The following is a 16,991-nucleotide window of genomic DNA, read 5'->3' on the forward strand; positions in this document are numbered from 1 at the left end:
CCCGTTTCTGTCCTGTTCGGTTGCAAACTGAATCTATAGTGATCTTACCTCGCCGCACCCAAATTGGGAATCTTCCACATTATGTTTTTTGTAACAAAAAAAAGAACGAATGCACGACTCCAGCGAAACAGTGCTTCCCTGTTCCTGGAGTCATGATTCGTTCCGAATTCGATTGTGCAGCATTCCTTACGCCTGAACGGGTACGGAGACGGGTTTTACCGGCGTGCTTAACCTCTTGATGCTCAGATAGTAAGCGATGCCGAGCGGGATGACGGCGCCCAGCCAAGCCAGCGGATTTGCCAGGCTTGCACCGAGGAAGCCGATCTGCGCGGTCAGGAAGATAGCAGCCAGTACCCGCATGATCAGCTCCATGATGCCCGCCACAGTGGGAATTAAGCTCTGACCAAGCCCCTGAAGCGTGAAGCGGTAGATGAAGAGCAGCGACAGAAGCAGATAGGTGCTGCCGTTCGATAAGAAATACAGCCTGCTGAGCGACAGCAATTCCTCTTGGCCTTGACCCACAAAAAGGCTGACGGCGGCAGGACCCGCGAATATAACCAGCAGGCCCACGACGATGCTGAATGATCCTGAGAGCCAAATACACTGCTTAACCCCCAGTTTGATCCGGTCTATGCGATTCGCTCCGAAGTTCTGAGCGGCAAAAGTCGCCATCGTAATCCCGAAGGAACTCATCGGCTGCGTGGCGAGCATATCAATCTTCTGAGCCGCGGTATAAGCCGCAACGGCTGTTGCCCCGAGACCGTTTAGCGTGATCTGCAGAATAATGGCTCCGATGGCGATAATGGAGGCTTGGAAGCCCATCGGAAAACCTACCCACATATGCTGGCGAATAAATTTCCAATCGATGGACCAGTCGGCATTCTTGAATTGAAGGAGCGGGACCTTCTTATGAATGTAGATCAGACAGAGCAGGCAGGAGAACAGCTGCGATACAACCGTGGCAAGTCCGGCTCCGGCGACTCCCATCTTAAATACGAGAATGAATAAGAGGTCGAGCACGATGTTCAGAATGCTTGCAACGACCAGGAAGAGAAGCGGCGTCCGGCTGTCGCCGAGAGCGCGGAGCAGGTTAGCCAGCAAATTAAACAGAACGGCCGCGCCGACGCCCCAGTTAATGACAATCAGATACGAATACGCATCATCCAAAATTTCGGCAGGGGTGTTCATCATGACGAGGACGGGTCTCGTAAATATAACGCTCACGATAGTGAGGAATACCGTGAACACCAGACTGATCCATACACTCGTTCCCACGCTTTTGCGGACGCCTGCGATATCCTTAGCTCCAAAACGCTGTGCCGTTATGATAGACAAGCCAGCCGTCAATCCCTGGGCAAAGCCGATGACAAAAAACAAAATGCTGCCTGTCGAGCCAACGGCTGCAAGTGCGTTCACGCCAATGGTACGTCCCACGATAAGGGTGTCTGCCATGTTGTAAAATTGTTGAAAAATATTACCGATCAAAAGCGGGATGGTAAACATGATAATCAGCTTGATCGGACTTCCTTGCGTCATGTCTCTCATGTAGATTCTCCTATGCCTTCAATAAACGTTCCTCTAGAGATTTATTTGAAATATTATGCTCCAAGCAGCGCTTATCGCATCGAATGGAAACATTATAATGGGTGAGGGTCGTTTGTATTCTTGTGTATCTTATCATGAAAGAACATAAATTTCTCCCTATTTATTCCCGAAATCAAAACTAAAAGCAAGTACTCGTGATCAGAAGAGTTTGTACTCCATTTGGATCCCTGATTTCTCTATAACTGAAAAGGCCAACCGGTCATTTCGGTTGGCCTTTTTCAACATGATGACATGTGATATCCCTATGGAATTCCGATGTTTATGCCTCTTCGACGGCAAGCTTATCCAAGGCCAGCTTCGCACGTGACCGCGCTTCTTCGACATCGCCGGCGGTTGACAGCGCGACTGCTACTCGTCTTCCGACCTTGGTTACCGGTTTGCCGAACATGCGAAGCTGCGTATTCGGAACGGCCAGCGCTTGCTCGGCGCCTGTAATCGTATAGTCTTCCAGCTCTCGGCCGGCTTTCAGGGGGCGGCTGGCTCCCGGCGTGATCAATTCGATCTCTGGTATCGGAAACCCGAGAATGGCACGGACATGAAGCGCAAATTCGGATAGATTTTGCGTGACCAGCGTAACCAGCCCAGTATCATGCGGACGCGGGGATACCTCGCTGAAGTATACCTTATCCTCGGCCAAAAACAATTCAACGCCGAACAAGCCGTATCCGCCAAGCTCGTCGGTAATCTTCCGCGCAATATATTTAGCTTCCTCGATTTGCGCTTCAGACATATCGTGCGGCTGCCACGATTCGATATAATCTCCGCTTTCCTGAATATGCCCGATCGGCGCACAGAAGCTTGTTCCATTGACGGAGCGGACGGTCAGAAGCGTGATTTCCGACTGGAATGAAATGAATTCCTCAATGATCACCCTTCCGTTCTGCACGCGGCCGCCTTCCATGGCGATGTTCCAGCAGGACTCGATATCCCCTTCCGAACGGCACACGCTTTGACCTTTGCCGGAGGAGCTCATCAGCGGTTTGATCACGCACGGAAAACCCATGTCCAGGACAGACTGCTTGAATTCCTCATAGGTATCGGCAAATCGATAGTCCGCAGTCGGCAGTCCCAACTCCTCTGATGCCAACCGGCGGATCCCTTCACGGTCCATCGTAAGCTTTGCGGCTCTGGCGGTAGGAATCACCCGATACCCCTCATCCTCCAGCTTCACCAGCTCCGCAGTAGCCAGCGCTTCAATCTCCGGAACGATCAGGTCCGGCTTTTCCAACTCAATAATAGCGCGCAGCTTCTCTCCGTCCAGCATATCGATCACATGGCTGTGATCGGCAACGTGCATGGCAGGAGCATCGGCATAACGATCGACGGCTACGGTTTGGACACCCAATCGTTGTGCTTCAATTACGACTTCTTTCCCTAGTTCTCCGGATCCCAGCAGCAATATTTTTTTCGTTTTGAACATCGTTGTTTTATCCCCTTTTCATAGTTTCAGAGACGATAGAAGCCCAAGAAAATAATAAAGAGGTAAGGGAAATAAACTCCCTTACCTCTGCCCAGGCGTACGGCCGTTGTCATTCATGTGCTCCCTCATGGTTCCCCATGCTACGCCAGTCACACATAAACCTATACATTGTTACATAAATGATACTGAATCTTTTCGTTAAATGCAATATCAGCCTGCGTCTTTAAGATTTAGACTTCAACATTTCGATCATATCCCGAAGCGAGTGTGACAGCCATTTCTTAGGATGAATGACAATCTGGATGTCCAGTCGAATGTCAGGGTGTTGAAAGGGAAGAATCGCCAGCTCTCCCCTCTTGATTTCCTCCTCTGCTACCATTCTCGGCAATAGTGAGATGCCGGTACCGGACATGATATATCTTTTGATTGCCTCGGGGTTGCCCAATTCCAAACCAATACGGACGGGAGCTCCGCTGGCGCGCAGCACTTTTTCCAACATGATCCGGTAATTGCAAGTATCCTCGGTCATAATCCATTCGTAATCAGCCAGATACTCCAGCTCGATGACGGGCAACCTGAGAAGCGGATGATCCGGATGGGCAATCAGATGGAGGGGCTCTTCCCGGATCGGGATCCAATTCAATGAAGTGTCTTCCGGTTTGTTCTCCAGAATAAGCCCGAGATCGTACTCACCCTCTCTTACCTTACTGACGATGCTATCTTCACGATCCGTTTGCAAGCGGATGGCAAGATCTTCATGCTCCTGTCTTAGCCGATGAAGGACGGATGGAAGAAAATATGCGGCAAGCGAATCGATCGTTCCAATCGATAAGATGCCCCCGCCTTGTTTCGTCAGCTTTTCCTTAGACTGCTGGAACAGATCCAGCATTTGGACAGCATACTTGAACAGCTCCTCCCCTGACTTCGTCAGGCGCAGGCCTCTGCCATACCGTTCAAACAGCTTGACGCCGTATTCCTTCTCCAGCTTCTGAATCTGGGTGGTAACGCTGGATTGTGCATAACCCAATTCGTCAGCAGCTTTAGTAAAGCTCTTTCGAACAGCAACCTCCCTGAAGGTTTGCAGATAGATCAGTTCCATCGCTCTCTCCTCATCAATAATATTGATAATAACTATCTATTATTATAGATAACACCGATCCCGATTCCCATGGTAAAGTAAAGCCACAATTCATGAAATGGAGGAAAGATCATGTTGAGTCCGCAAGATTTGAGAGGTATTTATGTTCCGGTGGTCACTCCCTTTTCACATGAATACGCATTGGATGTTCCGTCTTATCATCGTTATTTGGAGAATTTGTTATCCCATGACATTCAAGGATTGATCATCAACGGTACGACCGGAGAGGCGCCGACGGTAACTTGGGAAGAGGTCGTTCAAGTGGTGGAGGAAACGCGAAAAGGTCTGGACGGGCGGCAATTGCCGGTCATTATTGGTACGGGTACCAACGATACGTTCTCCAGCATGAAGCGGACGGAATGGGCAGGACATATCGGGGCAGACGCGGTATTGGTGGTCACGCCGTATTACAGCCGCCCTTCGATTGAGGGCATTATACAACATTTCTGCAAAGTCGCGGAGGTGGGGATACCGGTTATTTTGTACGAAGTTCCTTCGCGCACTGGAATTTCCTTACCGGTCGATGCCATTCGAAGAATCATGGAGATCCCCGGTGTCATCGGAATGAAGGACAGCACTGCGAGTACGGAGCTTATGAGAAGCTTGTCTCCATACGATACGAAGCCTGTTCTATGCGGGGACGATGTCCGCTTTCATGAGATGCTGCGTCATGGTGCATCCGGGGGCATTTTGGCGTCGGCCAATGTGAATACCGAGGCTTTTATTCGTGTGTATCAATTAGCTGCCCAAGGGGATTATTCTCGTTCCGAAAAGGAGTTTGAAGTGCTGCTTCCCGTTATTCATCAGTTGTTCGCAGAATCCAATCCAGCTCCGCTAAAATGGCTTCTTGCCAAGCAAGGCCTTATCTCATCCGACACCCTGCGCCTGCCGATGGGCCCCATTACGGATGAGCTCAAGCTATCTTTGGATCAAGCATTCAAAGGCTGAGAAACTTTAAATCATGGACGTAACAGGTTTCTCCTCAAGAGTGGCGGGACGCATTCGCTTCCTTGCCATGCTTGAATGGATGATTCGAAGCTATAGGGCGCACATGCTTTCAATCAGTAGATGATGGGATGGATGATACTGACATTTTACGCAAAAAAAGATATCCTGCTTAGATCTATCGCTTTAAAGGATTGATGAATGAAATCGCCCCACTTATAATATGGGTACATTCAATTCCTCCCAGAAATTTGAAAGGAGACTTGCAGTGCTGCCCTATTCCACCCCTAATCATGATTTTGCCTTTGAACAATCTGTAATCGGTATGGCTTTGGTATCGCTAGATGGAACGATTCTTAAGGTCAATTCGGCACTATGTGATCTGTTGGGTTGCTCGCCGCAGGAGTTAACTGCCGGGGCGCCGCAAGAAGAAAACAGCCTCCGCGAGTTATTGAATCGAGTGATTCAGAACGCTAGGGCTGCCCAGGGTCATCAGCCATCCATCCCCCCGGTTGAATATGCTTACCGTCATCCGTCTGATCGCGAGTTATACCTTAGTGCACGCTGCAGCGTTGATCACGATCCGGAGCGGGGGCCCAAGGGATACTTGGTACAATTCGAGGATCGAACGCTGCTGAGACAGCTCATGAAACAGCTGGAGCAGAAGGAACAGAAGCTGAACGAGAAGGAAAATTCGTTTCTGCAGCTGCTGGAAGAGCTCCCTCTCTCCGTACTCATAACTAAAAAAGGCATTGTGCATTATGTTAATTCTGCCGCGCTCCGGCTCGTCAATGCGATGCACCTCCGTGACGTGCTGGGCATTTCAACCGACGTGATCGTCGACGCATCGTATCATCACACATTGATGAAACGCAGGGCAACGTATGCCGAGAGCGGAGAAATCGGAAGCGTCGATTATCTGATACGCTGCCTGGACGGGCAGGAAAAGATGGTCACGGGGTTCACGTTAATCATACAATATGAAGGCGAGAAAGCGGCCGTCGGCATCTTCAAGGACATTACGGAGCAGCGGATGGAAGAGGATCGCGTGATGCAATCGGAGAAGCTGACGACCGCCGGCCAATTGGCCGCCGGCATCGCTCATGAAATTCGAAATCCATTGACATCGATTAATGGATTCGTGAAGTTATTGCGATCCGCGGAACGCAGCAACGAGCTTTATTTTGAAATCATCGAATCGGAGCTCAAACGCATCGAGCTCATCGTCAATGAGCTCTTGGTGCTCTCCAAACCGCAGGGTGCCCACGTGAGCGGACCCATCGACGTGTCGGCCATACTGGATCAGATCATTACGCTGATGAAGGTGCAAGCCGCTCTCAAGAATATAGAGATCATTCCCCATTATCCACTGGTTCCGATCTATGTACAGGGCGAAGTCAACCAGCTCAAGCAAGTGTTCATCAATCTGCTGAAAAACGCGATGGAGGCGATGAATGACGGGGGAAGCATCACCTTGGACATTGTGCACAGCGGTCCCGAGGTGCAAATTATCGTGCAGGATGAAGGAGTTGGGATGACGCAGGATCAGATCCAATCACTGGGACAGCCCTTTTTTACAACGAAAGACACCGGCACGGGACTCGGTCTCATGATTACCAAGAATATTATTCATAATCACGGCGGTACGATGAACGTGGAGAGCACTCCTGATCATGGGACAACCTTTACGATCCATTTACCTGCATTATAATGCGTACAATCGGAGGACATAGGCATGGACATTCAAGATTCAAACTTACATAAACAATTTGCAATAAACTGCTTCAATCAGGTCTGGGATATCTTGGAGAAGAAGCAGCGGACGACGGAAGACGATGAGAACATGATTCACATGTGTCATGCTTCCTTTTGGCATTGGAGCCGGGTGGCGGATCATACAGAGCGCAACCTGTCTATCGGGTATTGGCAGCTCTCCCGAGTATACGCGGTAACGGGTCAGGGCGATCAAGCACTGCATTATGCCAAGCGCTGCATCACGATCGGGTCATCGGCTAACCTCGAACCCTTCTACATCGGTTACGGATACGAAGCGGAAGCCAGAGCCTATCTGGTTCTGAGGAACAAGGAGCATGCATTGGCATCCAAGCAAAAAGCGGCAAGTTATCTCGACAGGGTAACGGATAAGGAAAGCCATCAGATGCTTGCCAACGATCTCGGAAGTCTGGACTAACACGCAAACTGCGCATTATCGGATCTTTTATCGAAGGGGTTTCGCCAGATGATAACCGATATAATAAAAGACCTCTCTGCATAAAAAGGGGAGCTTGCTTCTTACGCTTTGGTAAGCGCTCCGTGACGCGGGAGAAGGATTGGCTTCGAGACCCATATCTTCAGCCATCGCCATCGCCCGCTTCATGTGCAGCGGATCGCTCACGATAATATATGAGGACAGCCCTGCCGCATCGCCTATCTTGTTCGCATAATACAGGTTTTGCTCGGTGATCGTCGAACTCGTCTCTACCAGGATGTCCCTCTCCGGAACGCCGTGTTCGATGGCATATTGTTTGGCCGCTTCCGATTCGGCTACTTCCTCTTCGGACCCGCGTCCCCCTGTAAAAATGAGCTTGTCTACGTATTGTTGATCATACAGCCATAACGCATGATCGATGCGCCCCTGAAACACAGGCGAAGGTCTCCCCTCCCATACTGCTGCACCCAGAACGATCGCTGCATCGGAGGGAATATTCACCGTTCGCCCTGCATATTTCCAAATCGTGTATCCCACATTAATCGAATAAACCAGCATGATGGCTATCAGTCCCAGCAAAACTCTCAACAAGACGCGCTTTCTTCTGCTTCCTGCTTTCCGCGGCTGCATCAATCGGGTCATGCAACACCTCCAACTTCCACTCGTTCAACTCCAGTCTTCATTTTAGCATCATATGTACAGGGATATAATACAGCAAAGAAGCCTGCAGCTCCATAATGGAGCTGCAGGCTTTTGATTATCCAACTTCCTCTTGGTTCCAACGGACATCAATCCGTTTCATATCCATATAGCGTGACTCTGTTCTTCCCCTTGCTCTTGGCAATATGCATGGCTTTTTCCGTTTCGTCAGTCAAATGGGAAAGACTCAGCATGGAGGTGGGCGTTAGGCAAGCCGCTCCTACGCTTACCGTCATAAATCCGTCTTCCTCCGTTCGGTCCTTGGGGATGCTGAGCGCCAGGACGCCTTGACGTATCTTCTCAGCCACTTCATAGGTTCGGTCGGGATCGGTATCTTTGATCTTCAATATAAAGGTTCCGCCGCCGTAACGCGAAATGGCCGCTCCATAGTATTCACCTATGATTTTCAGTGCGTCGGCAATCCATTGCAAACATAAATCGCCGCCATATAGACCATGAAGCGTGTTATACACCCGGAAATCATCGATATCGACCATCAGCAAGGCCAGAGAAACCTGGTTCTGAACGCTTTCCTCCCAATCCGTCGCCAATTCTTTTTCGAAAGTAGCCGGATTGGGCAGTTCGGTCAATGGATCTGTTGTCACGTAGCTCTGAAGCTGGTTCAATACATCGGAATATACGCGATCGGGGCCTCCATCCTGGGTACCTTCTCTCAAAATGACCATAATGGACGATTTGCGTCCCTGATGAATGGCTGCCAGCATATATTCAAGCTCCATCCTCTTTCCATCCAGCGTATCAAACCAGCCGCTGCCGGAAACGAGCTGGGCCTGATTCTGATCCATCCGTTTGATTTGCTCTCTTAAACCCATGCGGGAACCATCGCTAGCCAAGGTGTATATTTCAAGCTGGAGCAGTTCCTCCGGCCTCGTTGCGCCAAACAGCGTCTCGGCCCGCGAATTGCAATACACGATGGTTCCCGCCGTTGTCAGTGACAAGAAGGCTACGGGGGAGTGGCCCATAAGCTGCAAATACCGCTCCTCGTTCTCCCTGAATATGCGTGCATTTTGAATGGCCTGTTCTTTGGCTTGTCTTAATTGAAAATCGGTTTGCTTGCGGACAATCGATTTCAATTGGGGGAGAACGCTTAATTCCTGAGCCTTCCATGAGTATGAAGTGCCCTCCACCACCTGCCTCCATTTTTCGAACGATTTTCGAGGGGATAAACGCATTTTATCCTCTTCTTGTATAACGGCTTTGGCCGGATCGCCAGCCCAATCCACGATTTCAACAACCTCCGGCCTGAACCACATGACATAGTTTTGTTGACCTGGCGACAGGGCGAGATACAATACGCCGGAGGCCGCACCCTTGAATGCTTTGGCAGGCTCGTACTCTGCGCTGAGTTTCGAGCTGTGGTACGTATAATCCTCTGCTTGGGCGGATAACCAGCCGGCCAGCTCCATGACTTGCTTCGAAGTGGGCGTCGTGCCGTACAGCATCAAATTGTCCTGGTAATAGACGGCGGCACCGGTAGCGCTCATTAAATCCAGCAGGCCCTGCTCTTCGGTCTCAAGCTGCTCAAGCACCTGATAGACATCGGTGTTGCCGATGAAAATTTCGGTAAAACGGGCGGATAAAATTCGAAGCCTGAGTTCGGTTTGGTAATCATCGAGCTGCTGGCGTTGATACAGTTCGTTGGAGAAAAAGGATCCCAGAAAATTGCACAAGTTGCGGGTGCGGTGAGATACGTATTTTCGGCTGTAGTGATGGCAGGTGATTAATCCCCATAACTGGTTGTCATGGATAAGGGAGATCGTGGTTGTCGCGCCGACCCCCATATTATGAAGGTACTCAATATGAAGCGGCGACACGCTGCGAAGAACGGATAAACTGAGGTTCAGCGGCTTTCCGGTCAAAGGCTGCACCGTGGGGATGATCTCGACCGGCGTATAACCCACGTCAACAATCGTACGCAGCCAATTTCTCAAATACAGTTCACGGGCTTGCCGAGGAATATCCGATGCCGGATAATGATGGCCCAGGAAGGATTCCAGTCCTTGCTCTTTGGCTTCGGCAATCACTTTTCCGTTCCAGTGATCATCGAATTCATACAGCATCACACGGTCATAACCCAGAATGTCCTTCACGAGCTCGCAAGCCACTTGACTTGCTTCAACCCGATTCTCGGTTCGTTTCATCCGACTGAAAAACGTCTGGATCCATTCAAAATCATCCGTAAAGGGCACGGTATCTTCCGAAACCGGCTCTAATTCCAGCAGAATCAGCCCTTCGCTTTCGTGAAGAATTCCGATAAATTCAATCGGCTCATTGGCAACCGAAATCGTAAGATTGATATATTGTAAGTCCGGTGTCGCTATTGCTTGAAGGTCTCGGCGAATCATAAGCTCAAATTGCGTTTTTCCGATAAGCTCCTCAAGGCTCTGTCCCAAAAGGGATTCGGCGCTGATCCCGAGCAGCTGCTCCGTATTTCGGCTGCACTGCGCGATCCTGAAATCGTCGATAGGATTAATGGCAAGCAGTACGCCATGGGGCTGAATGTATCCTGGAATGAGAATAGGTTCTTTTTCGCAATTGGTCAGGTCGATCGGTTCATCCGTTACATAATCGCCCTCCGTCAGTAACTTTCGATTAAGTGCATCCTGTTCAGTCATTGCTTATCAACTTCCCTTATTCACAGATTTAAAACCAAATGCCCAATGCATCTCATTGTTATAAAGAGATACATTGGGCACAGCATATTATAACAACAGGTCTATGAAATTGTACGCCATTCAGACTCTAGGATAGCATAGTAATACTCATCCCACCAAACTTCGCCTCGAGGGATACACTGCCTAAAGCAGCCTTCTCTCCTCATGCCAAGCTTCTCCATCACCTTATACGAAGGCGTGTTCTCTGGCTGGCATGTCGCGATGATCCGGTGTATTCCCAATGCTTCAAAGCCATACTGAAGCAAGGCTCTGGCGGCTTCCGTAGCATACCCCATACCGTGGTAGGCTGAATGAAAGACCCAGCCGATCTCGTAAGTATGTTCGCCAAAGCAGGGATGAAACACCATGTGTCCGATCACGCGTTGTTCCTTTTGCAGCATGACGGCATAATGATGCGCCTGCCCGCCCTTGTTCTGCTCCAGAAATTCCTTCACCGTCTCTTCCGTATGGACCGGCTCCGGCATGTAAAACATCACCAAGGGATCGGATGTATATTGAAGAACATCCTGCCAATCTCCTGGTTCAAATTCGCGAATCACTAATCTTTCGGTAACGATATGCATTTGCCCGACTCCTCTTCAAGTTGTATTTCCGTGTCCTCTCTGCTCACACTTCAATACAGGGACAAATGCGATTCGCCGTTCATCCTTATCTTTGTCTTTCTTGATAACGCCGGGTCACCTTCTTTCATGCTGCAGGCTGTTTATACTTTATTCGACTTTATGTATGAAACCCCTTCATAAATTGTAAAATTACTGGGTATTTTGTCTTAATATCGATTTGATTTTATCAAAATGCATGCCTTCATGATATAAGCAGAAGCTTAAGAATTCTTCTATCTTGGATAACTTTAAACCTTTGGATGTCGTGTAGGGAGACAAGACGGTATCTTGCAGATGTGTTGTGTACCTCTGTTCGATCCACTGGACTTGACCTTCAAGCCGTTCGATAAGTTCGCTCATGGAAGGCCATGAAGCGTTGATCTCCCTTGGTTTGGAGCCCGTCTGGAACAGCTCGGTATAATGCTCGGGGAGGTGCATGGTCTCGCCATTCACGCCGAACGTAAACCGTTCCAGCGTCAAATAGATATGTCCTGCATTCCACTTCACTTGGTTGTTCATTCCGCTCGGAATCCATTCCGCCATATCATCCGGGATATCCCTTACAAGATTCAAGGTTTGTGCACGTACAAATTCCAAATGTTCAAAAAGGTATGGTCGCATGTACCTCGCTCCTTCTCATCTGATCTAGCATCCGCTTAACCGAGTGTACCCTATATAATAAAAAAGGAATAATACCGATTACGCTTCGTTTCATAAAAAAAATGGATGAATCAGGCGCGAGCCGTTCATCATCCATGGATATCGTAGTGTCTTTCGCGGATATCCGCCTGGATATAGGAAATAAAAGAACGGATGTGTGCGGGTATCGCTTCTAGCTTTTTGGTACACACCCGTATGGGATGCGGGATCGTTACGCCTGTTACCTTTACCTTGCTAAGTTCGCCGGAAGCCAGCTCTGTCTTGATGGATAGAGCCGGGACCAGGGCAGCCCCGTAACCCGCTTTAACCGCCTCAATGGTTTCGTTCAACCCCTCGATCGTGATGGAGGAACGAAGTCCCCGGATGCCTGAGGCCTCAATCAGAGACATTAACTGTTTTCGTGTGTAACTCCCTTCCTCCCTCAGCACAAAAGGCTCCTCCATAAGCTCGAATCGAGTAACTTCTCTGCCGGCTAGGCGATGAATTGCGGGTACGGCAAAAATCAATTCGTCCTCCATAATCGTAAAGGACTCAATGACCTCGTCTTCAATGGACCAACTGCCGCAAACGATCGAGATATGTACCGAATGATCCCGTAATCGCTGCAGCGCTGTGTTGGAATTCCCTTTCAGCAGCTCCACATCCATGCGCGGATTCTGTTGTTTATATCCAACCAGCCATCCGGGAAGCAAGGCGGTCTCCGGCAGCTCCGTCGCACATATCCGCAAACTTCCCTCCCGGCCAGATTTAATGGCTTGCATCATGTCTTCCATCTCGGCTTCCATCGAAAATAACCGCTGGGAGTGCGCGGCCAACGCTTCACCGGCTTCTGTCAATTGAATATTGCGCCCATTCGCCTCAATCAATTTCAAGCCGAGTTCCCGCTCCAGATTGCGGATTTGGGCGGTAACGGCCGGTTGGCTTAACATTAGATTGCCGGCCGATTTCGTAATGCTTCCCGTTTTGGACACATCATTAAATATGCGGAGTGCATGAAGATTCATGGATCCATCCCTCGATTCTTGAACGATTCACTGTGATAAAGAAGGTTTCCGATAAGGTTTGATCGGTTAACGACATCCCGACTGGTGTCAGCGAGTATTTCATTCTATCATGCGGATTACAATAACCATAGGCAAGCCGAAACTTTCGTTCGTCAGCTTGCACAAATCTGTCACGTGCTCCAAGTTCATATGTTCCATGGCTGCCCCCGTCTTCTAGTTAAATAACGGAATCGTTCAGCATGTTTTTCCGCCCGTGCTGCAACATTTCTACAGATCTCCCGTCTATAGAGGTGCAGCAAGTACATTTTACCAATTCGCGCATGGCTTGGCTGTATCCTAGCCTTTAGGATAATCTACACTTGGAGGATACCTATCATGAACAAAATCTACAAAGTATTAACAACCGCTACAATTCTGGCGATGGCAGCACTGCCGGCAGCCGCTAATGCACAGGACGCCCCTCCTGCTTCAGTCCATACGGGGCAAGGCAGCATCGTGAATCAGGCAAAGAAAAGCGTTCCTGGAACCATGGGTTATATAACGGAATACGTAAACGATAAAACGGGCAAATGGATTACGGTCACCGGCCGCGGTCTCGGTGCCACCGATCAACAAGAAATCAAGCTATCCATTTCCAAGGACACTAAAATCATCGATGCCAAAGGAAACAAAGTCCAACTCCAAACGATTGTGGACAAGAACAAAGCAATTAAAGCCTTCTATGGCCCGAACATCACCAAGAGTCTGCCTGCTCAAGGCTCAGCGCTTACGATCATCGTTCAGGATAAAGACTTTGCGGGTATTGATGGAACCATCGCTGAGGTAACCAAGCAAGGCATTCTGGTGGAGGGTACCAATCTGTACAACGACAGTGAAGAGACTATCCTGCTTCATCTGGATCCAAAAGCGACAATCATCAATGCAGACGGCAGCACACTCAATGCGGGTGGCCTGGAAGCCGGCATGAGCATTCGCGCTTTCTACGGACCTTATGTGGCGTTAAGCATGCCGCCTCAATCGTCAACCAACTACATTCGGGTTCAAGCCCAAGCAGAAGAGCCTGTACAAGAAGAGCCTGCCGGCACGAACGGAATCATTACGGACAAGGCAGATAACAAAATCACCGTCATGGGTCAGGCACTGGAGTCGGGCGGCGTCAATTACGTCATCCTTACCGTAGACGAAAATACGGAGATCGTCGATGCGAAGGGTAAACCGCTGACGGCTGAAGCTTTGAAAGCGGATCTCCGCATCGAGGCCTATTACAGCCAAGTGATGACCCTGATTTATCCTGCCCGGACTCACGCTGATAAGATCGTGGTTTCGGAAACGACCGCTCCCAAAATCGAAGGCACCGTTGCAGCATCCGACCGCACGACCAAAGACCAGCTGTATATCAATGTAGGCTCCGACCAATCAACGGAGAATGACGTCATTCTTAACGTTACCGAAGACACGCAAGTGATTGCGGGGCTCAGCACGGAATCGGAACTGAAACCGGGTGCGAAAGTCGTAGCCTACCACTCGCCTATCATGACCAAGTCCATTCCAGCCATCACCTCGGCCGAAGTCATCATTGTTCAATCGGGCCAATAAGGGTTAATCCAAAATAATATGCTATGCAGCAAAAAACCATCGTACGCAGGACTCCTGAATACGATGGTTTTTATTAGGATATCGATCCGTATCAACTATTCCTCAAACTCCACGTTGTGATAGACTTGCTGAACATCCTCAAGGTCTTCCAGTGCATCGATCAGCTTCTCGAACTGTGCCTGTCCTTCTTCCGGCAGGGACACAAAATTCTGTGCCAGCATCGTCAGCTCGGCAACGGTAAAGTCCGTTATGCCAGCAGCTTTGAATGCTTCCTGAACCGCATGGAACTGATCCGGTTCAGCGTAGACAATCACGGCTTCTTCCTCTTCCAAGATATCACGGACATCCAGGTCGGCTTCGAGCAGCAGATCCATGACTTCCTCTGCCGTCTTTCCTTCCACTCCGATGACGGCCGTTGGATCAAACATATAGGACACCGAACCGCTGACGCCCATATTGCCCCCGTTCTTGTTAAAGGCAGAGCGCACGGCAGGCGCCGTCCGATTGACGTTGTTTGTCAATGCATCGACGATGATCATCGAACCGTTCGGACCGAAGCCTTCATAACGAAGCTCTTCATAGTTCTCGTCCCCGCTGCCCTTGGCTTTATCCAGGGCGCGGTCAATGATCGCTTTCGGCACATTGTATGTTTTGGCACGCTCTAGTACAACCTTCAGCGCACGGTTGGATTCAGGATCCGGCTCGCCTTTTTTGGCGGCAACATAAATTTCCACACCGAATTTCGCGTATACGCGACTTGTATTAGCATCCTTGGATGCTTTCTTTTCCTTAATATTATTCCATTTACGGCCCATACGTTTCGACTCTCTTTCATCATTGAATCTGAAGCCGGTATTTAATAAATACCCCTGTCCATTATATCTCTATTAAGTCCCTTGAACAAGGTTAAGAGCGTAGATCCGGAAAATAGACACATACCCGTAATAATCATCAGGTTCGAAGGCACTTCAAGCGCATGATCCAATGCGGGAAGTGCCTTTTTGGCGAGCGATTTATAGACAACACAAAATTTATGTTGATTATTTATAGACAAAATATTATTATGTCTATGTATTAACCAACGAAATGCGCATTCGCTTGTTTTTACGATGTCCGCCTGCACAATGCAGGTCGCGAAAGGAGAGTCTTTCATGATGCTTAACAACCCGTATGTCCGAACCGTTGTGTTCTCACGCGTACTCTTGAACCTCGGCATTTGGGTCCGCAACTTTGCCATTCTGTTATACGTTACGGACATGACAGGCAATAATCCTGTGTATGTATCTCTCATATCCGTAGCCGAATTTGCCCCTATTTTCTTGTTTGCCTTCATCGGCGGTACTTTCGCTGACCGCTGGCGTCCTAAACGTACCATGGTCCGTTCGGATGTTTTGTCCGCGGTATCGGCATTTCTCGTGCTGATCGCCGTTCATAACGGGTCGTGGCAGGCATTGCTGGTACTCACGTTCTTCTCTGCCACCGTGTCACAATTTTCCCAGCCCTCGGCGATGAAGCTGTTCAAACAGCATGTGCCCGCTGAACAGCTGCAATCCGTAATGGCCATGTTTCAATCCATGGTTGCCTTCTTTACGGTCATCGGCCCGATCGCAGGCGCATTTGTATACCAGAAGTACGGCATTGAAATATCGCTGATCGCCACAGGCGCCCTATTTCTGGGTTCTGGCTTGATTCTGACTTTATTGCCTCGCGATATGCTGGAAGAGACACAATCCAAGCACCAGAATCTCCAGCAAGAACTTATCGAAGGCCTTCGTTATGTATGGAGTAATCAAACGCTCCGAACACTAGGTGCGACCTTCGCCGCCGCTGGCTTGGCATCGGGACTTATCCAGCCGCTCGCGATTTTTGTGACGATTGAGAACCTCGGGCAGGATAAATCATTCTTGCAATGGCTGTTAACCGTCAATGGGGCGGCGATGCTGGTCGGAGGGGGATTCGTCATGGCATTTGCCAAGAAAATAACCCCTCAAACCTTACTGGCTCTCGGTCTGACCGTTAGTGCTATCGGAAACCTCGGTATCGGCTGGTCAACAAACATCATGTTTACGCTGCTGCTTCTGGTGCTTAACGGATTCTTCTACCCCGCCATCCACATTGGAATCAACACCCTGATCCTAAACAATGCGGAGGGGCCATATATTGGTCGGGTGGGCGGCGCCCTTACCCCGATCTTTATGGGCATGATGGTGCTGGGCATGTCGCTGGGAGGATTGCTCAAAGACCAGCTGTCCCTGTTCTTCGTCTATGCGGTCAGTGCACTCTTGCTCCTCGCAGGATCGGCGTTGCTGATCCCATTATTTAAAAAGAAAACGAGCAATGCCGGCGTATTGGAGCAATGATCAGCAAAAAAGAGCCGCCTCCCATTTCAAGAGGCGGCTCTTTGGTTTGAAATATGG

At 49.5% G+C, this 16,991-nt stretch carries 14 protein-coding genes and 1 riboswitch; of the genes, 5 read left to right on the forward strand and 9 right to left on the reverse strand.

Translation table 11 applies throughout. The features are described from left to right. Positions 1 to 186 precede the first annotated feature (186 nt). From MHI43_RS18855 to MHI43_RS18865, 3 genes are all read right to left on the reverse strand, one after another. On the reverse strand, positions 187 to 1,545 hold the full coding sequence (locus MHI43_RS18855; protein ID WP_036660906.1) for an MATE family efflux transporter: 1,359 nt from the start codon (positions 1,543 to 1,545) through the stop codon (positions 187 to 189). Positions 1,546 to 1,864: 319 nt separating this feature from the next. Further along, positions 1,865 to 3,025, reverse strand: coding sequence for a phosphoribosylglycinamide formyltransferase 2 (gene purT / locus MHI43_RS18860; protein ID WP_036660908.1), 1,161 nt, complete (start codon positions 3,023 to 3,025; stop codon positions 1,865 to 1,867). Between the two features lie 82 nt (positions 3,026 to 3,107). Then, a riboswitch (ZMP/ZTP riboswitch) is annotated at positions 3,108 to 3,188 on the reverse strand. 60 nt (positions 3,189 to 3,248) lie between these two features. Continuing rightward, positions 3,249 to 4,124 (reverse strand): LysR family transcriptional regulator, encoded by an 876-nt coding sequence (locus tag MHI43_RS18865; RefSeq protein WP_036660909.1) that lies wholly within the window; start codon positions 4,122 to 4,124, stop codon positions 3,249 to 3,251. A gap of 111 nt (positions 4,125 to 4,235) precedes the next feature. Between MHI43_RS18865 and dapA the strand changes: the two genes are divergently transcribed. The 3 genes from dapA (at position 4,236) to MHI43_RS18880 (ending at position 7,299) form a co-directional block, all read left to right on the forward strand. Next, on the forward strand, positions 4,236 to 5,111 hold the full coding sequence (gene dapA, locus MHI43_RS18870) for a 4-hydroxy-tetrahydrodipicolinate synthase (protein ID WP_036660911.1): 876 nt from the start codon (positions 4,236 to 4,238) through the stop codon (positions 5,109 to 5,111). Between the two features lie 265 nt (positions 5,112 to 5,376). After that, positions 5,377 to 6,819, forward strand: coding sequence for a PAS domain-containing sensor histidine kinase (locus tag MHI43_RS18875; protein ID WP_036660913.1), 1,443 nt, complete (start codon positions 5,377 to 5,379; stop codon positions 6,817 to 6,819). A 24-nt stretch (positions 6,820 to 6,843) separates the two neighbouring features. Next, positions 6,844 to 7,299 carry a hypothetical protein gene (locus MHI43_RS18880; RefSeq protein ID WP_036660914.1) on the forward strand — a complete coding sequence of 152 codons (456 nt, stop codon included), beginning with the start codon at positions 6,844 to 6,846 and terminating at the stop codon, positions 7,297 to 7,299. Between the two features lie 27 nt (positions 7,300 to 7,326). Here MHI43_RS18880 and MHI43_RS18885 read toward each other — a convergent pair whose 3' ends face one another. From MHI43_RS18885 to MHI43_RS18905, 5 genes are all read right to left on the reverse strand, one after another. Continuing rightward, a complete protein-coding gene (locus MHI43_RS18885) occupies positions 7,327 to 7,959 on the reverse strand; it encodes a YdcF family protein (protein ID WP_036660916.1) in 633 nt (210 codons plus the stop codon). A 146-nt stretch (positions 7,960 to 8,105) separates the two neighbouring features. Further along, positions 8,106 to 10,652, reverse strand: a complete 2,547-nt coding sequence (locus MHI43_RS18890; protein ID WP_036660918.1) for a diguanylate cyclase — start codon at positions 10,650 to 10,652, stop codon at positions 8,106 to 8,108. Between the two features lie 101 nt (positions 10,653 to 10,753). Beyond that, positions 10,754 to 11,275: a GNAT family protein gene (locus tag MHI43_RS18895; protein WP_036660921.1), complete on the reverse strand. Its 522-nt coding sequence runs from the start codon at positions 11,273 to 11,275 to the stop codon at positions 10,754 to 10,756. 189 nt (positions 11,276 to 11,464) lie between these two features. Then, entirely contained in the window at positions 11,465 to 11,911 is a 447-nt protein-coding gene (locus tag MHI43_RS18900; RefSeq protein ID WP_341283147.1) for a DinB family protein, read from the reverse strand. Positions 11,912 to 12,063: 152 nt separating this feature from the next. Continuing rightward, a complete protein-coding gene (locus MHI43_RS18905) occupies positions 12,064 to 12,978 on the reverse strand; it encodes a LysR family transcriptional regulator (RefSeq protein ID WP_036660926.1) in 915 nt (304 codons plus the stop codon). A gap of 375 nt (positions 12,979 to 13,353) precedes the next feature. Between MHI43_RS18905 and MHI43_RS18910 the strand changes: the two genes are divergently transcribed. Beyond that, the gene (locus MHI43_RS18910; RefSeq protein WP_036660928.1) at positions 13,354 to 14,574 is read left to right on the forward strand and encodes a hypothetical protein; all 1,221 of its coding nucleotides are present in this window, start codon (positions 13,354 to 13,356) and stop codon (positions 14,572 to 14,574) included. 95 nt (positions 14,575 to 14,669) lie between these two features. Here the strand turns inward: MHI43_RS18910 and MHI43_RS18915 are convergent, their stop codons facing one another. After that, positions 14,670 to 15,389: a YebC/PmpR family DNA-binding transcriptional regulator gene (locus MHI43_RS18915; protein ID WP_009596040.1), complete on the reverse strand. Its 720-nt coding sequence runs from the start codon at positions 15,387 to 15,389 to the stop codon at positions 14,670 to 14,672. Positions 15,390 to 15,728: 339 nt separating this feature from the next. Between MHI43_RS18915 and MHI43_RS18920 the strand changes: the two genes are divergently transcribed. Next, on the forward strand, positions 15,729 to 16,934 hold the full coding sequence (locus tag MHI43_RS18920) for an MFS transporter (RefSeq protein ID WP_036661052.1): 1,206 nt from the start codon (positions 15,729 to 15,731) through the stop codon (positions 16,932 to 16,934). The last annotated feature ends 57 nt before the right edge of the window (positions 16,935 to 16,991 follow it).

This window comes from Paenibacillus sp. FSL H8-0457, assembly GCF_038051935.1.
Taxonomy (GTDB): Bacteria; Bacillota; Bacilli; order Paenibacillales; family Paenibacillaceae; genus Paenibacillus_AQ; species Paenibacillus_AQ lautus_A.

Bases quoted from the DNA above. Each gene is read 5' to 3' on its own strand.
- MHI43_RS18885 (WP_036660916.1), bottom strand. From the start codon at position 7,959: ATGACCCGATTGATGCAGCCGCGGAAAGCAGGAAGCAGAAGAAAGCGC.
- MHI43_RS18855 (WP_036660906.1), bottom strand. From the start codon at position 1,545: ATGAGAGACATGACGCAAGGAAGTCCGATCAAGCTGATTATCATGTTT.
- MHI43_RS18865 (WP_036660909.1), bottom strand. From the start codon at position 4,124: ATGGAACTGATCTATCTGCAAACCTTCAGGGAGGTTGCTGTTCGAAAG.
- MHI43_RS18880 (WP_036660914.1), top strand. From the start codon at position 6,844: ATGGACATTCAAGATTCAAACTTACATAAACAATTTGCAATAAACTGC.
- purT (WP_036660908.1), bottom strand. From the start codon at position 3,025: ATGTTCAAAACGAAAAAAATATTGCTGCTGGGATCCGGAGAACTAGGG.
- MHI43_RS18910 (WP_036660928.1), top strand. From the start codon at position 13,354: ATGAACAAAATCTACAAAGTATTAACAACCGCTACAATTCTGGCGATG.
- MHI43_RS18920 (WP_036661052.1), top strand. From the start codon at position 15,729: ATGCTTAACAACCCGTATGTCCGAACCGTTGTGTTCTCACGCGTACTC.
- MHI43_RS18890 (WP_036660918.1), bottom strand. From the start codon at position 10,652: ATGACTGAACAGGATGCACTTAATCGAAAGTTACTGACGGAGGGCGAT.
- MHI43_RS18895 (WP_036660921.1), bottom strand. From the start codon at position 11,275: ATGCATATCGTTACCGAAAGATTAGTGATTCGCGAATTTGAACCAGGA.
- MHI43_RS18905 (WP_036660926.1), bottom strand. From the start codon at position 12,978: ATGAATCTTCATGCACTCCGCATATTTAATGATGTGTCCAAAACGGGA.
- MHI43_RS18915 (WP_009596040.1), bottom strand. From the start codon at position 15,389: ATGGGCCGTAAATGGAATAATATTAAGGAAAAGAAAGCATCCAAGGAT.
- dapA (WP_036660911.1), top strand. From the start codon at position 4,236: ATGTTGAGTCCGCAAGATTTGAGAGGTATTTATGTTCCGGTGGTCACT.